Source organism: Nitrospirota bacterium, from assembly GCA_016235245.1.
Lineage (GTDB): Bacteria > Nitrospirota > Thermodesulfovibrionia > Thermodesulfovibrionales > UBA6898 > UBA6898.
In genome coordinates this window covers 52,879-75,365 of record JACRLO010000009.1, presented here as the reverse complement: position 1 = coordinate 75,365, position 22,487 = coordinate 52,879, and the positions used below count along the sequence as shown (strand labels likewise).

3 protein-coding genes are annotated in these 22,487 nt (G+C 52.7%); all 3 read right to left on the bottom strand.

All coding sequences use genetic code 11. From position 1 onward, the window contains the following. Nucleotides 1–16: 16 nt before the first annotated feature. The 3 genes from HZB31_04560 to HZB31_04550 all read right to left on the bottom strand — a co-directional run bounded on the left by HZB31_04560 (nucleotide 17) and on the right by HZB31_04550 (nucleotide 22,365). Nucleotides 17–11,257: an Ig-like domain-containing protein gene (locus tag HZB31_04560; GenBank protein ID MBI5847211.1), complete on the bottom strand. Its 11,241-nt coding sequence runs from the start codon at nucleotides 11,255–11,257 to the stop codon at nucleotides 17–19. A gap of 154 nt (nucleotides 11,258–11,411) precedes the next feature. Then, a complete protein-coding gene (locus HZB31_04555; GenBank protein ID MBI5847210.1) occupies nucleotides 11,412–11,888 on the bottom strand; it encodes an Ig-like domain-containing protein in 477 nt (158 codons plus the stop codon). 205 nt (nucleotides 11,889–12,093) lie between these two features. Then, nucleotides 12,094–22,365, bottom strand: coding sequence for an Ig-like domain-containing protein (locus HZB31_04550; protein ID MBI5847209.1), 10,272 nt, complete (start codon nucleotides 22,363–22,365; stop codon nucleotides 12,094–12,096). Between the last annotated feature and the right edge of the window lie 122 nt (nucleotides 22,366–22,487).

Here is a 22,487-nt window from a genome sequence, read left to right as displayed (position 1 = left end):
AGTTCTCCCCTCTTTTTTATGGAGCAACGGTGCTAATGTCTTGCGGATCGTGCACGTCAAGGATCATGAGTCCGCCCGCACCCATCGCACAATACGCATATCCGTTTCTAAACGATATATCCAAAACAGGATAGTTCGTTACGAACATATCCAGCACCACCGGAGCCGCAGGGTCAAGGACATCGACCAGGGTCAAGCCTTCCGGTCCATATATATAGGCCACCCCTTCGAACATACGCAGGCTGGTAAAGCTCCCCTGAAGCGGGAGGACGGCAATCTTCCCTGGCGAAGAAGGATTACGTACGTCGATTACCGAGAGGCCGATATCTTTCTCAAGCGCAAAGACGTATCCGCTATAGTATGCGACGTCTATGATCTCAGCGCCTGTGGATATCGTTGAAACCTGGCTGACACGCATAGGCACATTCAGGTCAATTAGACTTGAGATGCTATGGCCAAGGGTATCGGTCGCAATCGCCTCAAGGACAAGGGAAGAACCGAAAGCAGCTGACGGCACCTTATAGTCAGCCGAGATCGAAGCAGCATACACCTTGGCCAGACTTATGCCGCCGGCCTTAAGCTCCATTGATACCACACCGAAGTCGTCAGAAGACCTTGCCTCAAGCCTTATCGAAGCGCCACCTATAACGTTCTGCCCCGGCAGGGGCGACAGAATGGCCACTGAGGGAGGATTATCGGGGAAGACTTCTATGGTATAGGTCCCGGATGTTCCGATATTGCCGTTAAGGTCAGTGGCCCTGACTTCAAGCGGTACCCTTACGCTGCTCATCCCCGAAGTGATGAGGCTCTCAACGAGATAAGCAAAGGTCAGAGAATTATATGCAGGATTATTGATTGTTGAGACCACCTTATTGTTCACTCTGAGTTCAAGCGATGCAACGCCGATATTGTCAATAGCGGTCACCGTGATGTTTGCGTTATGGCCCTCGGTAAACCTCATAGCAGCAAGGTCGGAGACCATAGTCACAACGGGCAGAACCTTGTCCATTACAATGGTTATTGTTATGGCTGTCTCACCAGTCAGTCCGGCGGTATCTGTTGCCCTGGCCCGGAGCGTCCTGGTTTCGCCGTCCCTGGTCACAGCAGGCACTCTGTAGGAAATCAAATACTGCCCGCCTGATAAAGTGCCGGCGCCCAGGAGCGTATCCCCATCATAGAATTTTACGTCCTTTATGCCCCGGTCGTCCGTAGCAGCCGCAATCAGCGTGATCAGTGAATTCGCTGTCAGTCCTGAGGCCGGCAGTGTGCTCAGGGACGTTACTACCGGAGGATTGTCCTGTATGACATGCAGATTGAATTTACTTTCAGTAACATTCCCGGAGACATCGGTGACCCTGACCGTAACCTCGGATAGGTAGTCGGTATTATTCAACAGACCGTCATTAGGGACTGTGTAGGTGAAATCGAATACAGAAGAAAGGGTATAATCGACAAATATCCCATCCACATACAGCTCAATCACCGCCACGCCGAGGTTGTCCTGCGCAGAGCCCTTCACATGCAACGTCTCCCCTTCGAACAAGACCGGTGTCGTGCCAGGAGCCGGTGTCGTTATGGTGACCGTAGAGGCAACTGCATCGTCAGTAACGTTAAGAGTAACCTCAGGAGACTCGGCATAGATCCCGTTTAAACCTATGGCCCCGGCCTTTACGACAAGCGTGCTTGCATTGGCCGGCACACTAAACCTGAAAGCATACGGCTGCGTCGTGTCAGTGTATACTTCCCGGCCGTCTATAGAGAAGGTGACTGCCGCCGGATCGCTGCCTGTGACCTCAACCTGCAGTTCCACTTCCGCACCCTTTGAAACAGAGCTGCCCGATAAAGGCGACTTGATCTGGACAGTCGGGACTGTAGCATCCGCAGACTCAACCCTGTATATCTTAAGACCTGCGGTCCCATCGACAGTAAAGACATATCCTCTATTAAAGACCACCCGTGAGGTATTGCCGCCTGCAGATATATTTCCCAGATCATACAGGCCGGCTCCAGTGCCCTCGATCATATTCCAGCCTGCTGTGCCGGAAGAGGTGAAGGTATAGCGCCCCAGGGTATCGATTCCCTTTATGGCCGCAGACGGATTTGGAGTAAGGTCCGCAAGCTTGCTGATACCGGCACCTGAGCTGAGGCCGAAAGACGATATCTTATTGCCAGCTGTTATCCCTATTCCCGATGCTCCGGCGGCATTAAAGGCGGTCACGCTGCTTGCATTATAAGTCCAGAGACTCAAAGGACTTCTGGGCTGAGATAGAGAATAGACGCTCAGCGAGGGGTTGGCTGAACCACTCGAGACAATCAGATTATCACCGTCGATTGAGACACGCTGCGCATTGATGCCGGTAATAACCTTACCCAACGGTCTGCTGGGGTCATGAATATCCAGCACGAGCAGGCCGCTTGAGCCCATCCCGGCATACGCATGGCCCATCCTAAAGGCAATATCTGTTACCGCAGCCGGTGACTTAAAGCTCGCAATTGCCACCGGGGCTGCCGGGCTTGACGGGTCGATCAAGGTCACTCCGTCCGTCCCAAATGCAAATATCAATCCTTCATAACTGTCGATTCCAGTATAACTGCCCTGAAGGGTCAGACCTCCGACCTTGGAGGCAGTTGAAACGTCACGCAGATCCAGAACCGATATAACAGAGCCCTTCTCAAGCAGATAGGCATAGCCTCCATACATTGCCAGATCAATCGCCTCGCCTCCGGTAATCACTTCGGAAACCTTGCGTATCGACAGCGGCACGTTGACACTGACTGTCTTAGAGCCTGCCTTATCGAGAGTATCGGTTGCCAGGACCTCGATCGAGATCTGCGATTGCGCCAAATCCAGAGGAACGTTAAAGTCTGCGGAAATTGCCGCGCCGGAAGATGTTTTAATGCTCACGCCGTTGACTTTGACCTCCATGGATTTTACGCCGAAGTCGTCGCTCGCAGTCGCCTCGATATGTATCCTGCCGCCCGCAATAACGTTCTGCAGGTTTTGTGGTGACTGTACAGTCACCGTTGGGGCATTGTCCCTAAACACGTCGATCTGGTATACACCCGAGGTGGCCTGATTGCCGTCAGCGTCGTATGCGCGTATCTCAAGCGGCGCCTTCACGCTAGGAAGTCCCTGCGGTACCATGTTTCCGACAAGGTAATTAAATGTCTGGATGGATGGCGAGGGATTCCGCAGTGTTGAGACAACAGCGTTATTGACCAGGAGATCTATGGAAGAGACCACGATATTATCGCTCGCATAGAAACTCACCGAGGTGTTATGCCCCTCGGTAAAGCGCAGCGACAGAGGATTCGAGGCCATCGTAATTGCCGGAGGGACATTATCACTGATGATATTGAGCGTGATGCTCTGTATCTCGGAACCATTACCTGCGGAATCAAAGGCACGGGCAGAAAGGGTGAGCGGCTTTCCGGCCGTTGCAGGAGTGATAAACGAGCCGTTGTATGTGCCTCCAGAAAGGTATTTGCTGGTGGCAAACAACTGGCCGTTAATATAAAACTCCACCCTGTCCAAGGCATCGTTGTCCGAGGCCGTTGCCGAGACCTTAACCGTACTTCTGGACATTATGTTGCTGCCTGAAGACGGAGAAGCAATGGTCACAACAGGAGGCGTTGTGTCGTCCGTCACAAGTGTTATCCTCGCGGCATAGCCGACATTGCCTGCCAGATCGGTGGCAGAGGGCGCAACCGTGATCTTCGTGCCTCCTGCATAGCCGACCGGGACCGTAAGATAGAACTGGGCAATAGCATCATACGATGGCGGATCGACAATCATCGTCTCCGACAACTGCATGCCTCCTTCCGTCCTAAAATCCACACGGCTGATGGCCCAGTTGTCCATTGCATAGACTGTCACAGGAATTCTCTCTCCGGGCTTGATATGGAACCCCTGATTAAACGACGTTATCTTCACCACCGGGAGCGTCTTGTCCGCAGTCTTCAGGGTAATAGATGCTACAGTGCTTTGAAGACCCCTTACGTCTCTGGATACGACCTCCACCCGAATATCATGGCCAGGAAGCGCTGTTGACGGAATCGCAAAGGAGAAGTCGTGCGTAGAGGTAAGGACGTTACCGGATAGAGGGTAGACCTGGGTCAGCGATAAGTCCGTGCTTATCACCCGGAGTTCGATTTCCTTAAGACCCAGATCATCCGTTGCCTGCGCTCGCACCGTCACAGTCCCGCTGGTTGAGGCAAGACTGTTATTGGTAGGCGATACGATAGATACGGTCGGAGGATTATTGGGTACTGTGTTGATGACGATCGAAACAGGCGCTGCCGTATTGCCCGCATAATCCGTTGCAACAGCGGCAACCGTTACCGGCTCCACAGGGGTAATGGTCAGCGTATAGGGAGGCTTCACAAAGGTCTTCACCAACTGGCCCTTTACCCAGAAGTCTACGGTATAGATATCCGGCGAGTTCACCGGCAGCGCAGAGATCGTCACGGATGTGCCTTCGATAACCGTCGTGGCCGTGGCTGACAGACTTATCGTCGGCGGCTGCTTATCGCCCGTCAGATAAGAGGCGGTAAACACGGTCGTCTGGATATTGCCAAAGCCGTCGGAAAGCCCTGAAACCCGCAGCATATAAACGATGTCATCCTGCAGGGGCGACGATGGAGAAAAGGTAGCAGTCAGATTCCCGGCTGAATACATGACCGATCCGGCCACTGCACTGCCGGTAACCGTATTCGTCACGGTGATGGATTCTGTGCCGGTCTTCACAGCCTCGGAAAACTCCATAACAAAGGCGCCCTTAATCAGACGGGCCGACCGGACCGAAGGCGGCGTAATGTCCGCTGTTGTGAAGAGCGATTTCGTCGTGCCTGACATCACCTTGCCTGCATCGTCCACAATCGAGGCCACAGAGACGGTGATCGAACTGAATTCCGGCAATTTTGCGGCAGGCTTCATCGTAACGGACTTTCTGTCATTGCTTATCGTCAGAGTCCCTGCAAGCACGGATGAACCCGAGACAACCCTAATAGTTGAAGAGTTTAGGGAACTCGTCCTTATTGGTTCCGAGAACGTTGCCACGATGACCGAATCAAGGGGCACCTGGCTGGACCCTGAGACGGGGACGATGCTCACAACGTAAGGGGCCGCTTCATCCAGAACAATAGTGCCGACATCGGCCGAATCCGCTGCTGCATTGATAACTCCCGAGGCCCTTCCGGAGCCGCCACTGCTGTAATCGGTCACGGAGAGACTGAAGCTGCCAAAGGGCATCTCAGTAAAGGAGAAACTCCCGTCTGCTGCCGAGACTGCATAGAGAGAGAAGCCCCGTTTGTCAGCAGTCAGAAGATAACAGTAGATCACCGCATCCCTGCATGGCGTAACGCCGTCCTGCCTGAATACCTTGCCATGGATCTGTCCCGAGTCCTCAATCACGACGACAACGTTCCTAAGCACCGTGCCGTCTCCTGAGAGTGTTCCGCCATACACACCGCCCAGAATGCTACCCGGCAGTTTGGCCGAGATGCTGAAGTTCCCCAAAGGGATGCCGGTAAACTGGAAGTTGCCTACCAGATCACTGTATCCGGTAAAATAGTTTGTCAGCGCTCCGGTGCGCGTCAGGCTGAGGGTGGCAAATGTGCCCAAGGGCTGCCCGTCTGCCCTTACCACTTTCCCTTCAATCGAGCCGGTCCCGATAAAGACAATATCAACCGTTATGACCTGACCTTCGTAACTGAGGCTGGCCGCACCCTGCCCGCCGTCCCAGCCGTTTTGCTCCCTTGCAGAAATGGAATACGAACCGAGTGTCAGAAGATCGAAAGAGAAGTTGCCGTCAACATCTGTTGTCGCAGAGCGTCCGTTTGAAAGGGAAACTATCGCATAGGGAACGGCGGCGCCGTCAGCAGACAAGGTCCTGCCCTTGATCTGACCTGTGGGCTGCAGATATACGTTGGTTCGGACCAACTCTCCCTCTGAAGTAATATTCCCTGTTGCCGAGCCGGTCAGTCTGGTGAAAAGATCGGTTGCGGTTACCGTAAAGCTGCCGGCCGATATGCCAGAGGCCTTGAATCTGCCTTCGAGGTTCGAGGTCATCACAATCGATCCTGACCCGCTGTTGATCACCACATTGGCCTTCGATACGGGCCGGCCTGAGGCTGTGTACACATATCCCTCGACCGTGCCCTGGGCTATAAGCATGACATCGACCGTTACTTCCTCCGTGTCATAATGCACGATTCCGGATGCACTGCCTATCCGGCCAGTGCCGGGGTGAAAGACATTAAGCGTAAAGGAGATCAGGGGCACGTACGTAAAGCTGAATTTACCCTCTGAATCCGATGTGGTATAGAAGGCCGGACGGGAAGCACTCGTGAGCATTACCTGAGCATACGGCACTACACCCAGGCCGTCGGCAGTATATATCGTGCCCGACACTGTCCCGCTGGCCCCGACTATGACCGTAGTATTGATGACCGCCTGATCGGTCGGCATGGTCCCGCCTGCCTTGCCGCCAGTCATGGTTCTGGTATCTTCGCCGGTCACGGAATACGGCCCTTCGGGAACGTTCTGGAACTCAGCCTCTCCGTTTTGGTCGGAATTAAAATGCGGGAACCCTCCCATAAGATGCGCCACAGCAGAACCACTATTGAGCGTAATCTTCACACCAGACAGAGGATCACCGGAGCCATTGATCACTTTCACCTTGACGGTGCCCTTGCCTAACAGCCGAATATCAACGTCCGCCTCGTCACCCGTCTCTACACTGCCACGCGAAATCCCATAGTTGCCGGTCATAGGGTCATAGACAGTCAGGGTAAAACCCTCCGGCGGCACCAGCGTAAACACAAAGGTGCCGTCATCCCTCGTGATCGCCTGAATACCCGATATTGTTCTGCAGGTCATCGTCACCGTAAGGCCCTTGGGAGCCTTTTCACCATTGGCAAGATAGACCTGTCCTCTTACGGTGGAGGTGGGTATCATCACGATGTCTATCACCTGCGTCTCATCCGGACTGGTGATCTTCCCCACCTTTACCACCGGCTGCGAGTAGAAGGCATTTGAGGCCTCAAGCCGGAAGTCGCCGACCCGGACTGCATCTATCACGTATTTGCCGCTCAGGCCGGTATTAGTCAATTGATCGCTTACATATCTGACCTGTTCGTAGTAGGGACTGCCTATACCGGTAAAACGCGTCCTGGTGAAAATGATGCTGGCCACCACAGGAGAGACGCCGTCAGGGCCGTATACCGTGCCCATCACCTTGCCAAAACCTTTTAAGTTCAAATCGATGGTGATCGTCTGCTTGTCCACTACGAGGGACACGGTCTTCATGTCCCCATCGGTCAATTCGTTATTAACGGTCCTCACTGAATACCCGCCCATATCCAGGTCAGACACCTTGAAGAAACCGTTTCCATCGGTAGAAGTACTTTTTTCGAGTACATCGCCCCTCATCAGTATGACCCGCTGGCCCATAATTGCCTTGCCAGAGGCGTTCCTGACATAGCCCTGTATCGTACCCGTCTTCTTCGGCTCCGGGAAGATGATGTTCACCCGTGCCACTTCTCCTGGGTTCGCTATCTGGACATATGACGTAGCGATTTCAAGGGTCACCGGGTGCTGGGCCTTTACTTCAACGTCACCGAGCGGCACCTTTTCAAAGGCAAAGCTTCCGTTTTGGTCGGTCTTTACCAGATTGATTCCCGAGATCACATCAGCACCGGCCACCGGTGTTCCATCGAAATTGACGACGCTGCCGACAATGCCGGCATTACCGGGGTATATCAGGTTAATCGTAGTGACAGCGTTGTAGGTCACCGAACTATGCATCGTTACCCTTTCCCCGGTTTCCTGACGGAAGGACTCGATATCGATACTGCCGGTCGGTACCCTGTCAAAGGAGAACGATCCGTTTGCATCCGAGTACATCCAGTTGGTATAACCGCGGTCGCCCCGCACAATTACCGGGACTTTGGAGATGGGCGTCTTGAGGTCGGCTTCGAATACCCGGCCGTTGACCTTGCCGGTAGATTCCATGTTATAGGCAGGGACGAGGGTATCGACCGAAGAACCGGCCAAAGGCATGGTTGCTGCAATCGCCCCCTCATAATAACCATATTTCGCCCGGATATTGAGAATCCCGACAGGCACCATCTTCATAATGAATTTGCCGCTTGCGTCCGCATTCGTCTCAAAAACAGATCCGCCGCTGGTAAGGCTGCTGACCGTCACCCGGGCGCCCGGCAGAGGCAGATTATCTTCCGCACGGACCACCTGTCCTGTCAGGGTCCCCAGGCCAAGCAGCAGGATATCCAGCCTCAGATGCTGCCGGTCCATGATGATCTGCGATGTCATGCTGCCCTGCTGACCGGTCTCAGGGTCGCTGCTGCTCACGGAAAAGCCTTCGCGGTTTAACGTGGCATAGTCTATCTGGTAACTGCCTGCCGCATCCGTCATCGCAAGGTTCGTGATCACCCTGAAAGGATACCCTTCGTCATCGATGAACATCTCCGACAACTGCACCTCGGTATAGGGGATAGGATCGCCGTTGCCCTTTCTGACGGTGCCGGAGATTATCCCGCCGGGCGTTGTAAGCGTCGTAACGATAGGTATGCGGGCCAGAGGAGGCTCCTGCATATTCAGATACGGATCTGTTATGCCCGAGAGCTTCAGGTCATATTCGAAGAAGGGAGAAATAGTGCCCTTGAACATGATCTCTATGATCCTGCCGCCCGGGAGGATCTTGACCGCTTCAGGCGGATTGATCAGCCGTCTGGAGAGTGTCCTGTACACCACTTCGTAATTCTTCGGGTTATTGGCAGACTCCGGCTTGATCTTCTCATCGAACAGGACAACCACGACCCTCCCGCGATCGCGCATGTCCCCTTCCGATAGCTGCATGGCGCCTATGGGCCTTGGGCCGGCATTGGCCGGATACGTATAGACATCGGAGGCGTTAATGTCCGACTGGCCCTTTCTCAAGACCGGGGCCTGGGCACTGGCCACGATCCGCGCCGTTATCGTCTCGCCGGCGGTGATTGCGATATTTTTGTAAGTCGCCTGGCTGAACCCGCCATACTGGTCCGGGAAGATCAGGCCGAAGTTGATCAGGCCTGAAGCCACTCCCTTAATCTTGAGATCAAAAACATCACCGGAAGCCGTATTGTTCACAATAGCCATATCGCGGAGGCCCAGGGCCGGATCTCCGTCCATGTCCAGAACAAACCCTGAAGGCATATCAGTGATGATCGAGCCGTCCGCCCTTCTGCCAAAAGACTTGCCTGCGCTGTTGCTGATCTCGATAAATGCTGCCGAAGATGCGCCTCTGTTATCGATGACCGCAGAGATAAAGGGTTGACGATACTTCACCACATCCCCAAACACCCTCTGCATATCTAACGGTTCCCCGTTGCCGATAATCCTGCCTGCCTCAAACAGGAAATCCCTGCCGGCCTCGGTTGTCCGTATCAACTCCGCAAGTCCGGTGTCAGACTGGCCATTGCCAAGCCAGTCCATCACAAGGTCTGAAACAGACCTCTGGACCGGCTCGCCTATCCTGATCCTGAGCCCGGCCTCTGCCAGTTCGTAGGCCCTGAGCACTACAGAGTATTTCGAGATTCTTGTCACCCCGGGCGGAAGCGACGGCGCAGTGGAGACGCTATGCGCAAGGCCCAGCAGACGTATGGCCTGAAAAAGCAGATCAGAGGGCAGGTTTTCCGCAAACTGAGGAACCACGATCGAATCCGGAGAAAGGGGTATGCCGCTGTCTCCTATGCCGGTCCGAAGGCGGAATACGCCGTTTACGCCTTCATCGCCCACAAATGCGGTGGACGTCACCTTGCCGGTCTTGCGTGCGATAAACCTGAACTCGGCAACCGCAGAGTCGCCTGCCCTGATAGTCTCGAACTTGACCATGCCAAGCGGCGATCCAGGGTCTGAGTCGGAAACCATGGTTGCGCCAGAAATGTCTCCTGGGTAGAGCGTCAGGCTCACGAGGTTCGCGTCGGACGTTGAGGTATTGTTGATCGTAATGTACAGTGAGTATTTCTCTCCGTCGCGCACTACGTCAGGATGTCCGAAGGTGAAGGAGAATTTGGGGTTTCTCACCACCACCGTACCTGCCGCCTTACCGCTTATCTTGATGGGGCCGCTCGGAAGGCCCAGGAGTGTTCCGCTGATGTCTATATTGACCTGATGTGTTCCTTCGCGCAGTCCCTCTACCAGAAATCTGCCTTGCCCTGACTGCTGGCCGGACAGTTGGCTTCCGCCGCCCGAGGCAATCACAGGTACCTTCGAGGCTGTGCCATTATTGGTTGCCGCAATTCTGAGCGGGTCATCCAGAGTCGAGGGGATATTGTCTTTACCTGCAGGCAGATATATCTGGGCGCTGATGTCGCTGACGATCAGGTTCGAGCCTGTAGGCGCATTGTTCGTCACCATCAGCAGCACTTCGAAGAACTGGTTTAGAAAACCGACATCTCCGGGGATAACAACAGCCCCGGCTATCGGCGGGCTGAACGCTATAAATCTGAGGTCCTCCACCTCCTCCGGTTTTATCTCCATCTGAAAACCCTTGACCTGAAAGTTGGGGACCTTCAACTGCGGCATGCTCGCAAATTGGGGCGGCATATCCATTGCCACCTGATCGGTTACGTTCTTTATGTCGTCCCGCCGGTCCATCACAACCGGAATATCCATCTTCACCGTGCCGGTCTCTGTGCCAAAGCCTACCGTGAATTTGTACGCAGTGAAGTTCGAGGGGTTGATGGTAATGCCGAGGCTCTCGATCTCACTTAGGCTCAGGGGGCGGGAGACCACCTGGGTTATCAGTATCTTCTTGATGGTATCGATCATCGCCATGGACGGGTCGGCATAGAGAATCACCACATCCCCGGACATCAGCCTGATCTTATCCAATATATAGGTGCCTTCCTGCGGAAGGGGCGGGATGACGAGCTGTGCGCCGGGCCGGGCCGAAATAGTAATCGGGTTTGTTATGCCGGGGCCGGTCAGTTCGGCCACTACGAGAAAATCAGAAGGTGTGCCTATGCCGCCGCCAAAGTCGATGTTCGGCATTACCAGTTTCGTATTGACCGCAGTGCCGGTATTGACCGGCGCGTTCTGATGGGACGGGTCTGCTGCAAGGCCGACGCCCAGCACGTGGAGAGCGCCGCTGCCGATAGGATCGGAGGCAAAAGCAAGGGATGAGTGGGCAAACAAAAGGGTCAGAAGCATCAGGGCTGCAAGCACCGCTTTCCTGATCATTCTTTGTTTCATCATTCTGTCCCCTCTTGTTTACTCATACTGTCTTTCATCTCCCGATCTATACACTTTCTTTTGTTTCAGCCCTTCCTCTGTTGTTTCCGCCACAAAATTGGCGCTGTCAATATGTCGTCCCTCAAGTGGCTCTCTACTCAAGCTGCATAGCATGTCCTCATTGTTTATACGGCTTTACGACAACCTTTACCGTCGCGCTGTATTTGCCGTTTATAACAGTGATTGTCGCAGTGCCGAGACCCTGTGCAGACACCTTGCCATCGGGACTCACAGTTGCAATATTTTCATTGCTGCTGGTATAGGTCGTGCCACTGGTAGCTGAAGTCATTTCGCGATTGACATTGTCCGAGTATTGACCATGAGTAGTAAGTTGACGAGTTCCATACCGCTCAATATCAATGGCGGCACTTCCCACAGGCATCTTCTTTAATGAGATTAAATCATCACCGGCATCGCCCGCCACAATCCCCTTCAACACCACATTGGGAGGAAGTTTGATGAAGATACTTCCTCTAAGCTCAACTGCATTTCCGGATTGATCAACAGCAGATATGGAGAGTTCTTGATTACCCAATAAGTCAATTGGAATTTTAAGCGTTGCTTTGTATTGTCTGTAAATAAAGTTATAATCCATCGGATTGACGTAATAGAAAACTTTAGCCCAGTCTTCACCATCGCCCGGTTTAACAATTATGTCAAATGTTGATCCGGCATAAAACACCTCACCCTCTTTGGGCGATGTAATCTCTATAGCATGCGATTCTTCTATATATATGACCAGTAGCACAAACATAATAATTCCAAAAATAATTTTCATTATATATTCCCCCTTGCGATCTTCATTTTGTAAATAAACTCGAACCAGCTGCCGAATCAAGCAGCAATCTAATCTTATTGATTGTCACATTAGAATTTCTAACTGAGAAGTGATCCTCGCCATTAACAATGGTCGTATATTGGCTGTCAACTCCACCTCGCTGACTGCTCTGTTTTACAATTCGATCATTCAGGTTAACTTCCGAACCAAACAAATTATCGCGCCCTATTCCGCAGTTTAATAAAACCATGGTCCATAAATCCTTGATTTGAGGATGCACACCATCTTCGCTCGTCGGTGCTATTCCAACAATGATGTGTGAGCTAATCATGCTTGGTAGTGGGGGAAGATCAGCCCATCGCCCCATAGAAGTCTTACTCTTGCTCTGCATAAAAGGTGGAAGCGTACCTGTCGCAAGATCATCGATTGCGCCACCACTCGGGGAAATAGGATGCGGTTCAACCATCTGATAATTAGCGTAGGGTATGATTGCCCCTCTGATAAATCTATCAACAGCTGTCCGGCAAAATGGCAATAGAGGAGGGCCAGGGAAATTATTTCTATCATCTCTATACACCAACAACAAGTCAGCCAGTTCTGACCCAAAATGCGGCGTAGCAATAGTGATGAATCTGTGAACCCTATTCTGACAATCTGTTTTATTATCGAAGCAGTATTGGCGGGTTAACAAACCTCCCATGCTGTGGGCGATAATGTCGGCTTTGGAAACTGCAAAACCAGAGGCCTTCAGTTTATCAAAGGCATTATCCATCTTATTCCCTAATCTGTAGGCATGCTCTGTAATACTTCGCACCTGGTTCCTTTCAAAGTAATCAACACTGAAAATATCATATAGTCCCTTATCCACGGGATTGAACTTAGATTCAAATTCTTTCCATGCATACATTTTGTTGTTCGGATCTCCGCATCCCCACAACCCATGCACCAGCACCACCGGTGGGCGTTTGACCTTAATAGTATCCAAAATTGAACGCAGCTTATCGCTTCTTAGAACCACTTCAATATTACGATACTTATTATTTGCATCGTTTTTCGCTTGATCTGTACCCCATCTCACAAAGGTATCCGGCGCCCGATAGACTGCTTCAGCAACTCCATCAGCATTAAAGGTCAACGGCAATATACTTTTTTCTATTCCATTGGCATCCAGCAACGTGCCCATCTGCGATGTTTGATTGGCAGAACCCTGTTCGTCTGCAATAATCAATGAGGGGTTTTTATACAACTTCTCGCTGCCATTCTTGGCTATAATCTGTAATCGCAAGAGTGCAGCACCATCTGTCACAGCGCCTTTCATTTCTTGACTTGGATCATCATATGCCACTATTTTTAACACGGGTCTCGGGGCATTCAAATCCACCACCTGCACCTTCCCGTCAATGCCCACCTTGTAGAGCAGCTCCCGCCCCATACTATCCATCTGCACTATACCAGCCGTAAACGCGTAATTATTCATCACAGTCTGGCCGTTCTCATCCACATAGGTGCTCGGCGCCAACACCGCCACGATCCTGTCGTCCCTTCCATCTCCATCCTTGTCTATCAACCCAATGCCTCTGGGGTCCTTCAGGCTTATCGCAATAAGGTCATTGCCGATTGAGGTATAGGCAAGCCTCTTGGCCCTGTTTATCACTATCTTCCCCGGTAGCCCTCCAGTCGGAATCACCGCAAGCTTCTCAGGCGCTGATGGATTATTGAGATTGACGATTACCACCCCGTCCGCTGTCGATACAAAGGCAAGGTCAAAGGTCTCGTCTTCCGATTTCATGGCGTCGCCGTCTTCGTCTTCAAATTTGCCGACGTTTCCATCTCCGTCGATATCTATCGGAAACGCAGGCACCCCGGTCACCTCATAGGGGAAGTTCAAGTCCTTTATCTCGGCGATGATCCTGTCCTCCGCAAAGATCACATCGTGCAGAAGAACAGGCACCGTCATTACCGGGACTGAAGTGCATACAAACGTTGTCTGAGTGCTGGGGTCAGTGATTACCGGCGTTACAGTGGCGCTGCCGGTCAACGTTATATTGCCTGCTGCGTCTTTGGCCCATGCATAAAGCGTCTTCGTCCCCGCTGTCTTAAAGGTGTAGCCCGAAGGCGGCGTCTCGTTCCATCCGGCATTCCTGGGCGATGGGGTGGTATTGGTCTCGGTCAGCATATACCCTGTCACCCCAACGTTGTCCGTGGCGGAAAAGGCGGTTATGCATACAGTAAGGGAGTTCGGGTTGGCCTGCACGCTGAACGTCCCGGCCTTCGGCGCCTCACTATCTCTGAGCGGATCGATGATCGAAAGCGTATGGTTCTTTGTCGCAAGCAGAAGGTTGTTCACCTTCGAGATGCTTCTGTAGGAAAGCTCTGCTATCGTCCCTTTGATCGCCTCTTTCTGCGCCTGGTATTGGGTCGGTGTGACCCTTGTCAGATCAACCGCCTGAAGACCAAGACCCTGATTGGCCACATACGCATTGACGCCAAGCAACGCCACTTCATAGGGCCTGCCGCCTGGATCAGGGACATGGGGCGGAATATCCTCGGTATACATCGGGTTCCATGAAAGATAGAGGTCTTCGTAGATATACGGATGCCAGGGGTCAGTGATATTCATAAAATTCAGGTATCCGATAGTGTTTGCCTGGCCCCCTACCACTACCGCAAAATCCCCGGTAACGGAGTTGCCGCTACGGTCCATAAAGGTGATGTTCGGCAGGGCCTTTACATCAAAGTCATATCCGAAGGTATGGGCGCTGCCCTTGATCACCGGGTTTTCCGGGTCTGAAACATCGATGATGATAATCCCCGACTGCTCCACCACATTGCCGTTTTCCGTGTATGTGCCGGTAACCACGAGATAGTCCCTGTATTTGTCTATGGCGATTACGTTGGTTATCTTGTCCACCGTAGAGAAGACAGGAGGGTCGAAGGTGGTAAAGGTGCTTGAATAGCCCTCTAACAGATTGCCGCCAAGGTCCTTTATCCCGTTTAGTGTCACGGTATATTTCGTGTTGTATGCGTATCCGTAGGTCGGCACAAAGACAATGGTCTTTCTGTCTTCGGCAAGATAAAACGTACCTTTAACCCGGTTGCCTGCGCTGTCTGTGACTACGACAGCATCCGGGTTATTCTTTATGTTCAGGGTATCAGGATCAATCTGCTCGCTCATCTCTATGATGAGGTTGTCGGCAAGCAGTATCCCTGTTGCTCCGTTAGGGATCGAGCTTTTAAATACCGAGGGCGGTATTGGGTCGTTTTCGAGTTTCTGTATCTCTTCGGTAAACTCCCCTCTCTTAGGCGGCCCCTGTATCGAGATTGTCTTTACCGGCCCCTCAAGGTTTGAGAGGGTCAGATTATAAGGCTGGTTTACCGGCACTGTTACAGGAAAGGTTATGAGCTCGGTTGTCGATGCAGGAAATACAAAGGCAAAGGCCCCCATAACAAACGTAGTTTCATAAGGGCTCCAGGTCTGGACAAGCGCATACCCGACGCCCTTGCCGGGGTCGCGCCATGTTGCCGCAACATACGTATCAAGGCCGCCGCTTGTAACGCCGACAAACGGCGGGGAGGTTGAGACTATGTTTCGACTCTGGCCGGCTGCATCGTCCTTGAGTATTGCAGGACAGGCAAGCGTCAGCTCGTCAAACCCCCTGATATTGATCTTCTTTGCAAGGAGTATCTGGTGCTCTGCAGTGATCCAGTCAGGCGCAGGAAACGAGACCTTGATCTCCTGCTTGCTCTTGATCCCACCGCTGTCTAACTGAAATACACCGGCAGGCATCATTTCAGGGTCCATGGTAACGTCTTTTATGGTCTCTTCAGGCACCATGGTTATCTTTACGACCACGATATCATCAAACGCCCCTTCAGGAACAACCGCCTTGATACCGCCCGGCCCGTAGATCGTCCCGCCTTTGGGCCCGACTGCCGCAGTGCCGTCGTCGCTCTGCAGCAGCCCTGTGCTCAGGGTTGTCGTATTGCCAAGAAGGTCCTTCACATCTACTACGATCTCATCCGGAAGATCGGCCTTTACCTTTGCCATAAAACTGCCATCTTCGTCGGCAATGACCGTGACCGTGATATTCTTTGTCCTGTTGATGATCACAACAACCGCCCCACCATACGTCAGACCGACACCGCCCCGAACAGTCACAAATCCATCGGCATCCGGCATACTCGCCTTGAGCGTTCCGGGGGGCAGGGCCTCGTTGCCAAGGACGTTCGAGGTCGTAAAGACCGACTCAAACGGAACAAGCGAGTTGCCGAAGACATCCTTTATCCCGTCCGTGAGTTTTACACGATAGGTTGCATTGGGTTTGAGCCCGGCATCGGGGATGAATTGTGCCATGTTGTTATTCCCTGACAGCGAAATATGGCCCTGGATCACAATATCCGGCTGACTGATGAGTTCCGGCGTCTGAATAAGCCTGAAGGTATTGGTGTCCAGAGTCAATGGATCAACTGCATCAGAGAAGGTCACCTTCACCTCTGCCTTAAGGTCGATCGAGGCCGTCTTGTCTGTCGGGACCACTGCAAGCACAGTCGGGTGGTAAGGCACGAGATTAAGCAGGATGTTCTGTGTCTGCTCACCTGCGAGCGTTCCGGTCTCAGAAACCCTCTGGCCGGTCGAAGGCTCCAGAGCGGTGATCGCATAGTTACCTGCAAGGCTGACCATCGAGAACGATCCGCTGCCATCCGAGAGGGCCTTGTACGGCAGATTATCCACCCCTAATAGCGCACCCGACACTGCCACAGCCTCTTTCAATACCCTGCCGGTTATATATCCAATAGGCGATGAGGGGATATGGAAACCATACCTGCCGCTGATAATGCAGGGGCCGGGGGTCGGGGACTGGGGGTTGGCAAGGCATCTGTCGATAACAACCTTCCCGCCAGCGACCGAGCCTATTGCCACTGCCTTTAACCCATTCTGCCCGTTCATCGTCTCAAGCTTCGAGACAATCACCCGCGTCCCCTCTGGGGCGGATAATCCCGGGACAGTGAACTGGGGGAAGACTCCGGTCTTAAAGCCTCCGCCATCCATCTGGAGGTTGAGCGCACCGATAAATGTCAGGCCCGGAAATCCCTTGATTTGCAGGTCCTGCTCCAAAAGCCTGCTCACGCCAAATACCGTCCCGCTAATCACAGACGATGGCGGTATGATGATCGCCGTGCCGTCCGGCGCAGAGACCGTGCCGCCGCTTTCGCTGATCACATTGTCCGCAGGCTGACCCGCGTTGGACGGAATAAAGATATCAATACCCACCTTCCCGTAATAGAGCTGACCAAGGGGATATATCTTCGATGGGGTTGCCGGGAATTCCGCAGAAAGCGTATTAGGCTGGCCGATAGCAGGCAGCGCATACCCCCCATACATGGTTATGTCCTGCGTGTACGTCTCAGGGGTGATGACCTGCCCTTCCTTGAGGGTATACTGCTCCGTGAACCTTGCCTCAAGGGCTGTGCCTGAGGGCAGTGGAGAGGCCGTTGTCATAATCACCTTCGTCAAACCATGTGCGCCTTCCCGGGAGAGGACCGCAGGCGGCACGACCTTGACTTCGGCTGTACTGCTGTCTATACCGATGCTGCCTGAGGGCAGTATGGGGTCACCGGGCTGGGCCGGCATCGGCGGAGCAGAAGGCAGAGAATCGGGCAGAAGCAAAAGATACTGTCCAAGCCGGTCCATGGTGACGGTAATGCTATCCGGAGAAACAACATGGGACGCTGCCATCCAGGACCGGCTGCCTTCATCCAGATACGCAACAACAAAACCTCCCGGTACAAGAGACCAGATATTCCTGATCGTAAGTTGGGCTGGGGGATTGAGCGCTGTCAATGACGGCGCAATATCCACGCCATAGATTGGAGACCAGCCAAGCGGGAGCCTCTGACCTATGCCCTGCTGGCTTAGCGCGGTGACTGAAATATCAGCATTCGAAGCAAGTGCCCCGGCAGGCAGCCAGAGGGCAGTGTCTCCTGCCCCAAGGGTCCCGCCCGAGGTGGCGGATATCGGATGGGTAATGACCGGCGTCAGACGGCCGTCAAAGATGGTCATCGATTTATTCGGCCAGAGATACGATTCTCTCAAGACCTTCGAAAATCCCGTTTTTTCGATAACTATCTGCGCAACGCCAGAGACACCCTCATAGCTGAGACTGAAACGGCCCATCGCATCGGATACTGCAGAGGGCACCGGCTCGGGCACAACGTCATTGATCCGTGTGATCTTCATCATTGCCCCTTCAAGGGGCAGGCCGGTGGTATCGTCGTACACCTCTCCTGCGATAAAGGCAGGTCCGCGAACCGTATTAAAGGAAGACGAGTAGATAGGAGACAGGGGATTACCGGCCGTGTCCTTGATACCTGGGCCGATTGTCAGGATATACGTCTTGTTTGCGGGAAACTCGGATAAAGGACTAAAGACAACCTCAGTCCCCTTCACCTCAAACGTCCCGTCAATAAGGCCTGAAGTCCCGTTTACCGTGATGTTGTTACTGTTGACGGTCTCAGGGTCAATAGGCTCTGAAAACGTCATTGCTATAGGGATAAGCAGGGTAATCTTCGGGTCTGCCTTGAGGGTATGCCCTGTCACATAGGGCGCAATCGAGTCCTGGATAATCGAGGCAGTCGCTGCCTCGCCTTCGTTGCCGACTGCATCGACCGCTATAACCGAAAAAGTGTTCGTCGTATCTGGCGTAAGTGCTACCGGCGCGCTAAACCGGCCGACTGCATCAGAAGTCGTTTCTGTGCCGTTGCTGATTCTTATCTTCGCATTGGGCTCCGAATATCCGGCAAGGGTCAAGCTCAAAAGATTCGTTATAACAGGAAGGGCATCCAAAACAGGCGCAGCAGGCGCCATATCGTCAAGCGTTACCGTAACTGTCGCGGTCCCAATGTTGCCGGCCTTATCTGTAGCCTTGACCGTTATGGTTTGACTGCCCTCCTGAAGGGTAATCTGCTGATTAAAAGCAGTAGAGGCAAGCGAAAGGGGCGCATCGTTAAGGGTTGCAGAGACGATGGGAGAGGCATCAATTGCTGAACCCGATACTGTCTGTACCCTGTTGGATGTCTTCAAGCCGTCAGCAGGCGCGGTTATAGTAACAACCGGCGCAATCGTATCGGAAATAACCGATATCCCGTCAGAGCCTTTATTGCCGGCAGCGTCTGTCGCTTCTGCCTGTATCGCATTGCTCCCTTCTGAAAGGGTCAACGACTGAAGAGTGAAGCTGTTGCCTGTGACTTGAGCCTCCTGTCCGTTGACTACGACCTTTGTCGAACTGGATTCGCTCACCGTGCCGCTGACTGTTACGCTGTGTGAACCTATATATGCGCCGGCAACAGGAGACGTGATTTTCAGAATCGGCGCCACTGCATCGGCAGTAATCGTCCGCATTGCCTCAGACGTATTGCCCGCGCTGTCCGTAGCCATGGCAGTGATGCTGTTTGTTCCAGCGGAAAGCACGACCGTTATTGCATAGGGCCCGCCTCCGGCCGGTATCGAGACAGTTGTTCCCTGAATCGTAATGGTCGAAGCGGTCTGGTCGTCTACCCTTCCCCTGATTTCGATCGAACTTTGATTGGTGTATTGGGGGGTAGGATCGATAGTAATCGCCGGAGCGATCGTGTCCGCTACTACGGTGACCGTATCCGACCCAATATTGCCCGCCGCATCAGTAGCGGTGGCAGTTATCGTATTGCTCCCCTCTGAAAGCGACAGAGAAGACAGACTGAACCCACTGTCCGCCACAATCGCATCGACACCGTTTATGATCACACTTGTTATCGTGGCATCAGCGATTTGGCCTGAGACGGCAGTTGTGCCTTTGTTTATATAAGAGCCTGTGGCCGGCGAACTGATTTTCACCAGCGGCAGCGTGGTGTCAAGGGTAATGCTGCGCTGCTCGTTCGAGGCATTGCCTGCGCTGTCAGTGGCCGAGACGCTGATACTGTTCTGTCCTTCGGTCAGTTCAACGGTTAGAGAGAATGTTCCGCCGCCTCCCGGCACAGAGACAGTTTTACCCAGTAGGGATATGATCGTCGCCGTCTGATCGACAACTGCACCTTTGATATCGATAGTCCTCTGTCTGGTAATACCCGGCAAGGTATCGATGGTGATGACAGGAGGGACGGTATCGGATATGATCGTGATCTCATCAGATGCGGTGTTGCCAGTGGCATCAGTTGCCGTGGCATTGATCGTATTTGTCCCTTCGCCAAGGGAAATATCAGGGACAGTGAAAACACCAGAGGAAACGCTTGCCTCCACGCCATTTACGATAACCCTGGTTACCGTGGCATCAGCAATTGTCCCGGAAACTGCTATCGTTTTTTTATCGGTATACGTATTGGATGCCGGATTATTGATCTTCACAACCGGCTTCATGGTATCGCTTGTTATATGCAGGGTTAATGCAGAGGAATTCCCTGCGCTGTCCATTGCGGTCAAGGACAGATCGTTCATCCCCTCGACCAAATCCGCAGTCAGGGAAAAAGTCCCGCCTCCTGCCGCTATTAAGACAGTCTTTCCCTGAATCGCAACAGTTGTAGCAGTCTGGTCTTCCACCCTTCCCTTGATCTCCAGTATATGATTCGGACTGAATTCAGGCGTCGGATCTATAGTGACAACAGGAGAGACGGTATCGGATATGATCGTGATCTCGCTGGTTCCGGTATGACCCGCAGCATCAGTTGCCGTAGCTGTGATTTGGTTTGGGCCTTCAATGAGAGGGACAGCACTAATAGTGAACCCCCCGGACGAGATAACAGCGGCAAGGCTATTGACCGTAACCGCGATTGCGGTCGCATCGGAAACAGTACCTTCAACCCCGGTGGAATTCCTATTGGTATATGAACCCGACAAAGGCGAGGTGATGGCGACAACAGGTGAGATTGAATCAAAGGTGATCGGCATCGGCAGCACGGTGCTGTTTCCCGCGGCGTCTGTCGCCGTCACGGTCAAAATATTCAGACCTTCTACCAGGTCTGCAATTATGGAAAACTGACCTCCGCCTGCCGGGACGGTTACGCTCTTGCCCTGAAGATTGACCGTTGTGGCAGTAACGTCATCCACATTTCCTTTTATCTCTATCGCAGGGCCTGTGGTGACTTCGGGAACAGGACTGAGCGATATGACGGGGCTCAGGTTGTCCATCACAACATTCACCTCAGCACTCACAGAGGCTGAAGTGGCATCAGTTGCACTGACCGTTATGGTATTGAAGCCATAGACAAGAGTTATTGGGGTCTGAAACGCACCATTTGAATTCGTCACCGGAATGCCGTTTACGGTGATCAGGGCCTGAGGATCTCCTACTGTCCCCGAGACAGTGCTGCCGGGTATTTTCGTGATTTCGCCGTCCGCAGGTGTGGATATGACAATTTTGATCAGCGACAGTTCAATCGTAATGGTCCCGTTAACAGTAGAGGTCTTGGCTATGACGCTCTCCCCTGTATTCCCTGTGTTGTGATCGTCACCATCGTGATCGTCATCGTCTCTTTCGTGGCCTTCACCATCTCTAACGATCAGCCGTTTGACGAGCTCCACATAAAAAATGAACGGATAAGCGCCGGCCGAAAAGCCTTTGCCGTCCCAATCAAGGGCCACAGACCAATCACGCAGATCGGAATAGGTAATATCCGTATCCGATTTCAGGAAGGTAGTTCCGATGTTCCAGTGCGATCTCAGAAAATATTTGTATCCCTGCTCTTTGTAAATGTTGTCCAGATGGAGGGCTGCCGTAGCGGTGGACTTATCCGCAATACCGTCGCTGTTGGGAGAAAATGGGTTCGGATCAACCGACCATGAGGAGATCGTGACAGACGTCTGGTCGTGATCTCCATCGTCATCTCCATCACTGTCGCCCGCTCCTCTTATTCTGATAATCACCTGAGAGCCCGGCTCACCGTTAAGCGTCACACTCAGGAGGTTCTTTGCCCTGAGTTCAATGGATTTTCTTACATTGGATATCTGCTGGTTCAGGTCTGAGGGGCCGACGACTATCGAACTGTTTATCGTTATATCAGCGCTTGAGCATCGCAACGATCCGTCGGGCAGTCCGTTTTTGACCGTGACACGGTATCTCCCGTCGGACACAGGGATATCAATCATCATTTTCTCGGTGACCGGTGCGCCTTTTGCGCGTTTAAAGGTGTGTTCGAAAAGTGCGGCTTCTGAAGCAAAGACAGAAGATGTTGCAAGGAGCGGAAGAAGAATCAACAGAAGAGATACTGTCAGGATAGACGTCGATAATCTATTAAAGTGCTCTTTGCCCCCATAAACGCTGTTCACTTACCCCTCCGCAAGTCAACGTAAGTCTTTTAATCTGTATTGAAAAGTAGATTCCCTTGAAAATGCTTGTGCAACTCTGCCGGTTGCTTGGGAATAACCCTACCCAAAAAAATATACTTCTG

What these genes read in the sequence shown, in the direction of transcription:
- HZB31_04560 (MBI5847211.1), bottom strand. Translation starts at nt 11,257, where the DNA reads ATGATGAAACAAAGAATGATCAGGAAAGCGGTGCTTGCAGCCCTGATG.
- HZB31_04555 (MBI5847210.1), bottom strand. Translation starts at nt 11,888, where the DNA reads ATGGATTATAACTTTATTTACAGACAATACAAAGCAACGCTTAAAATT.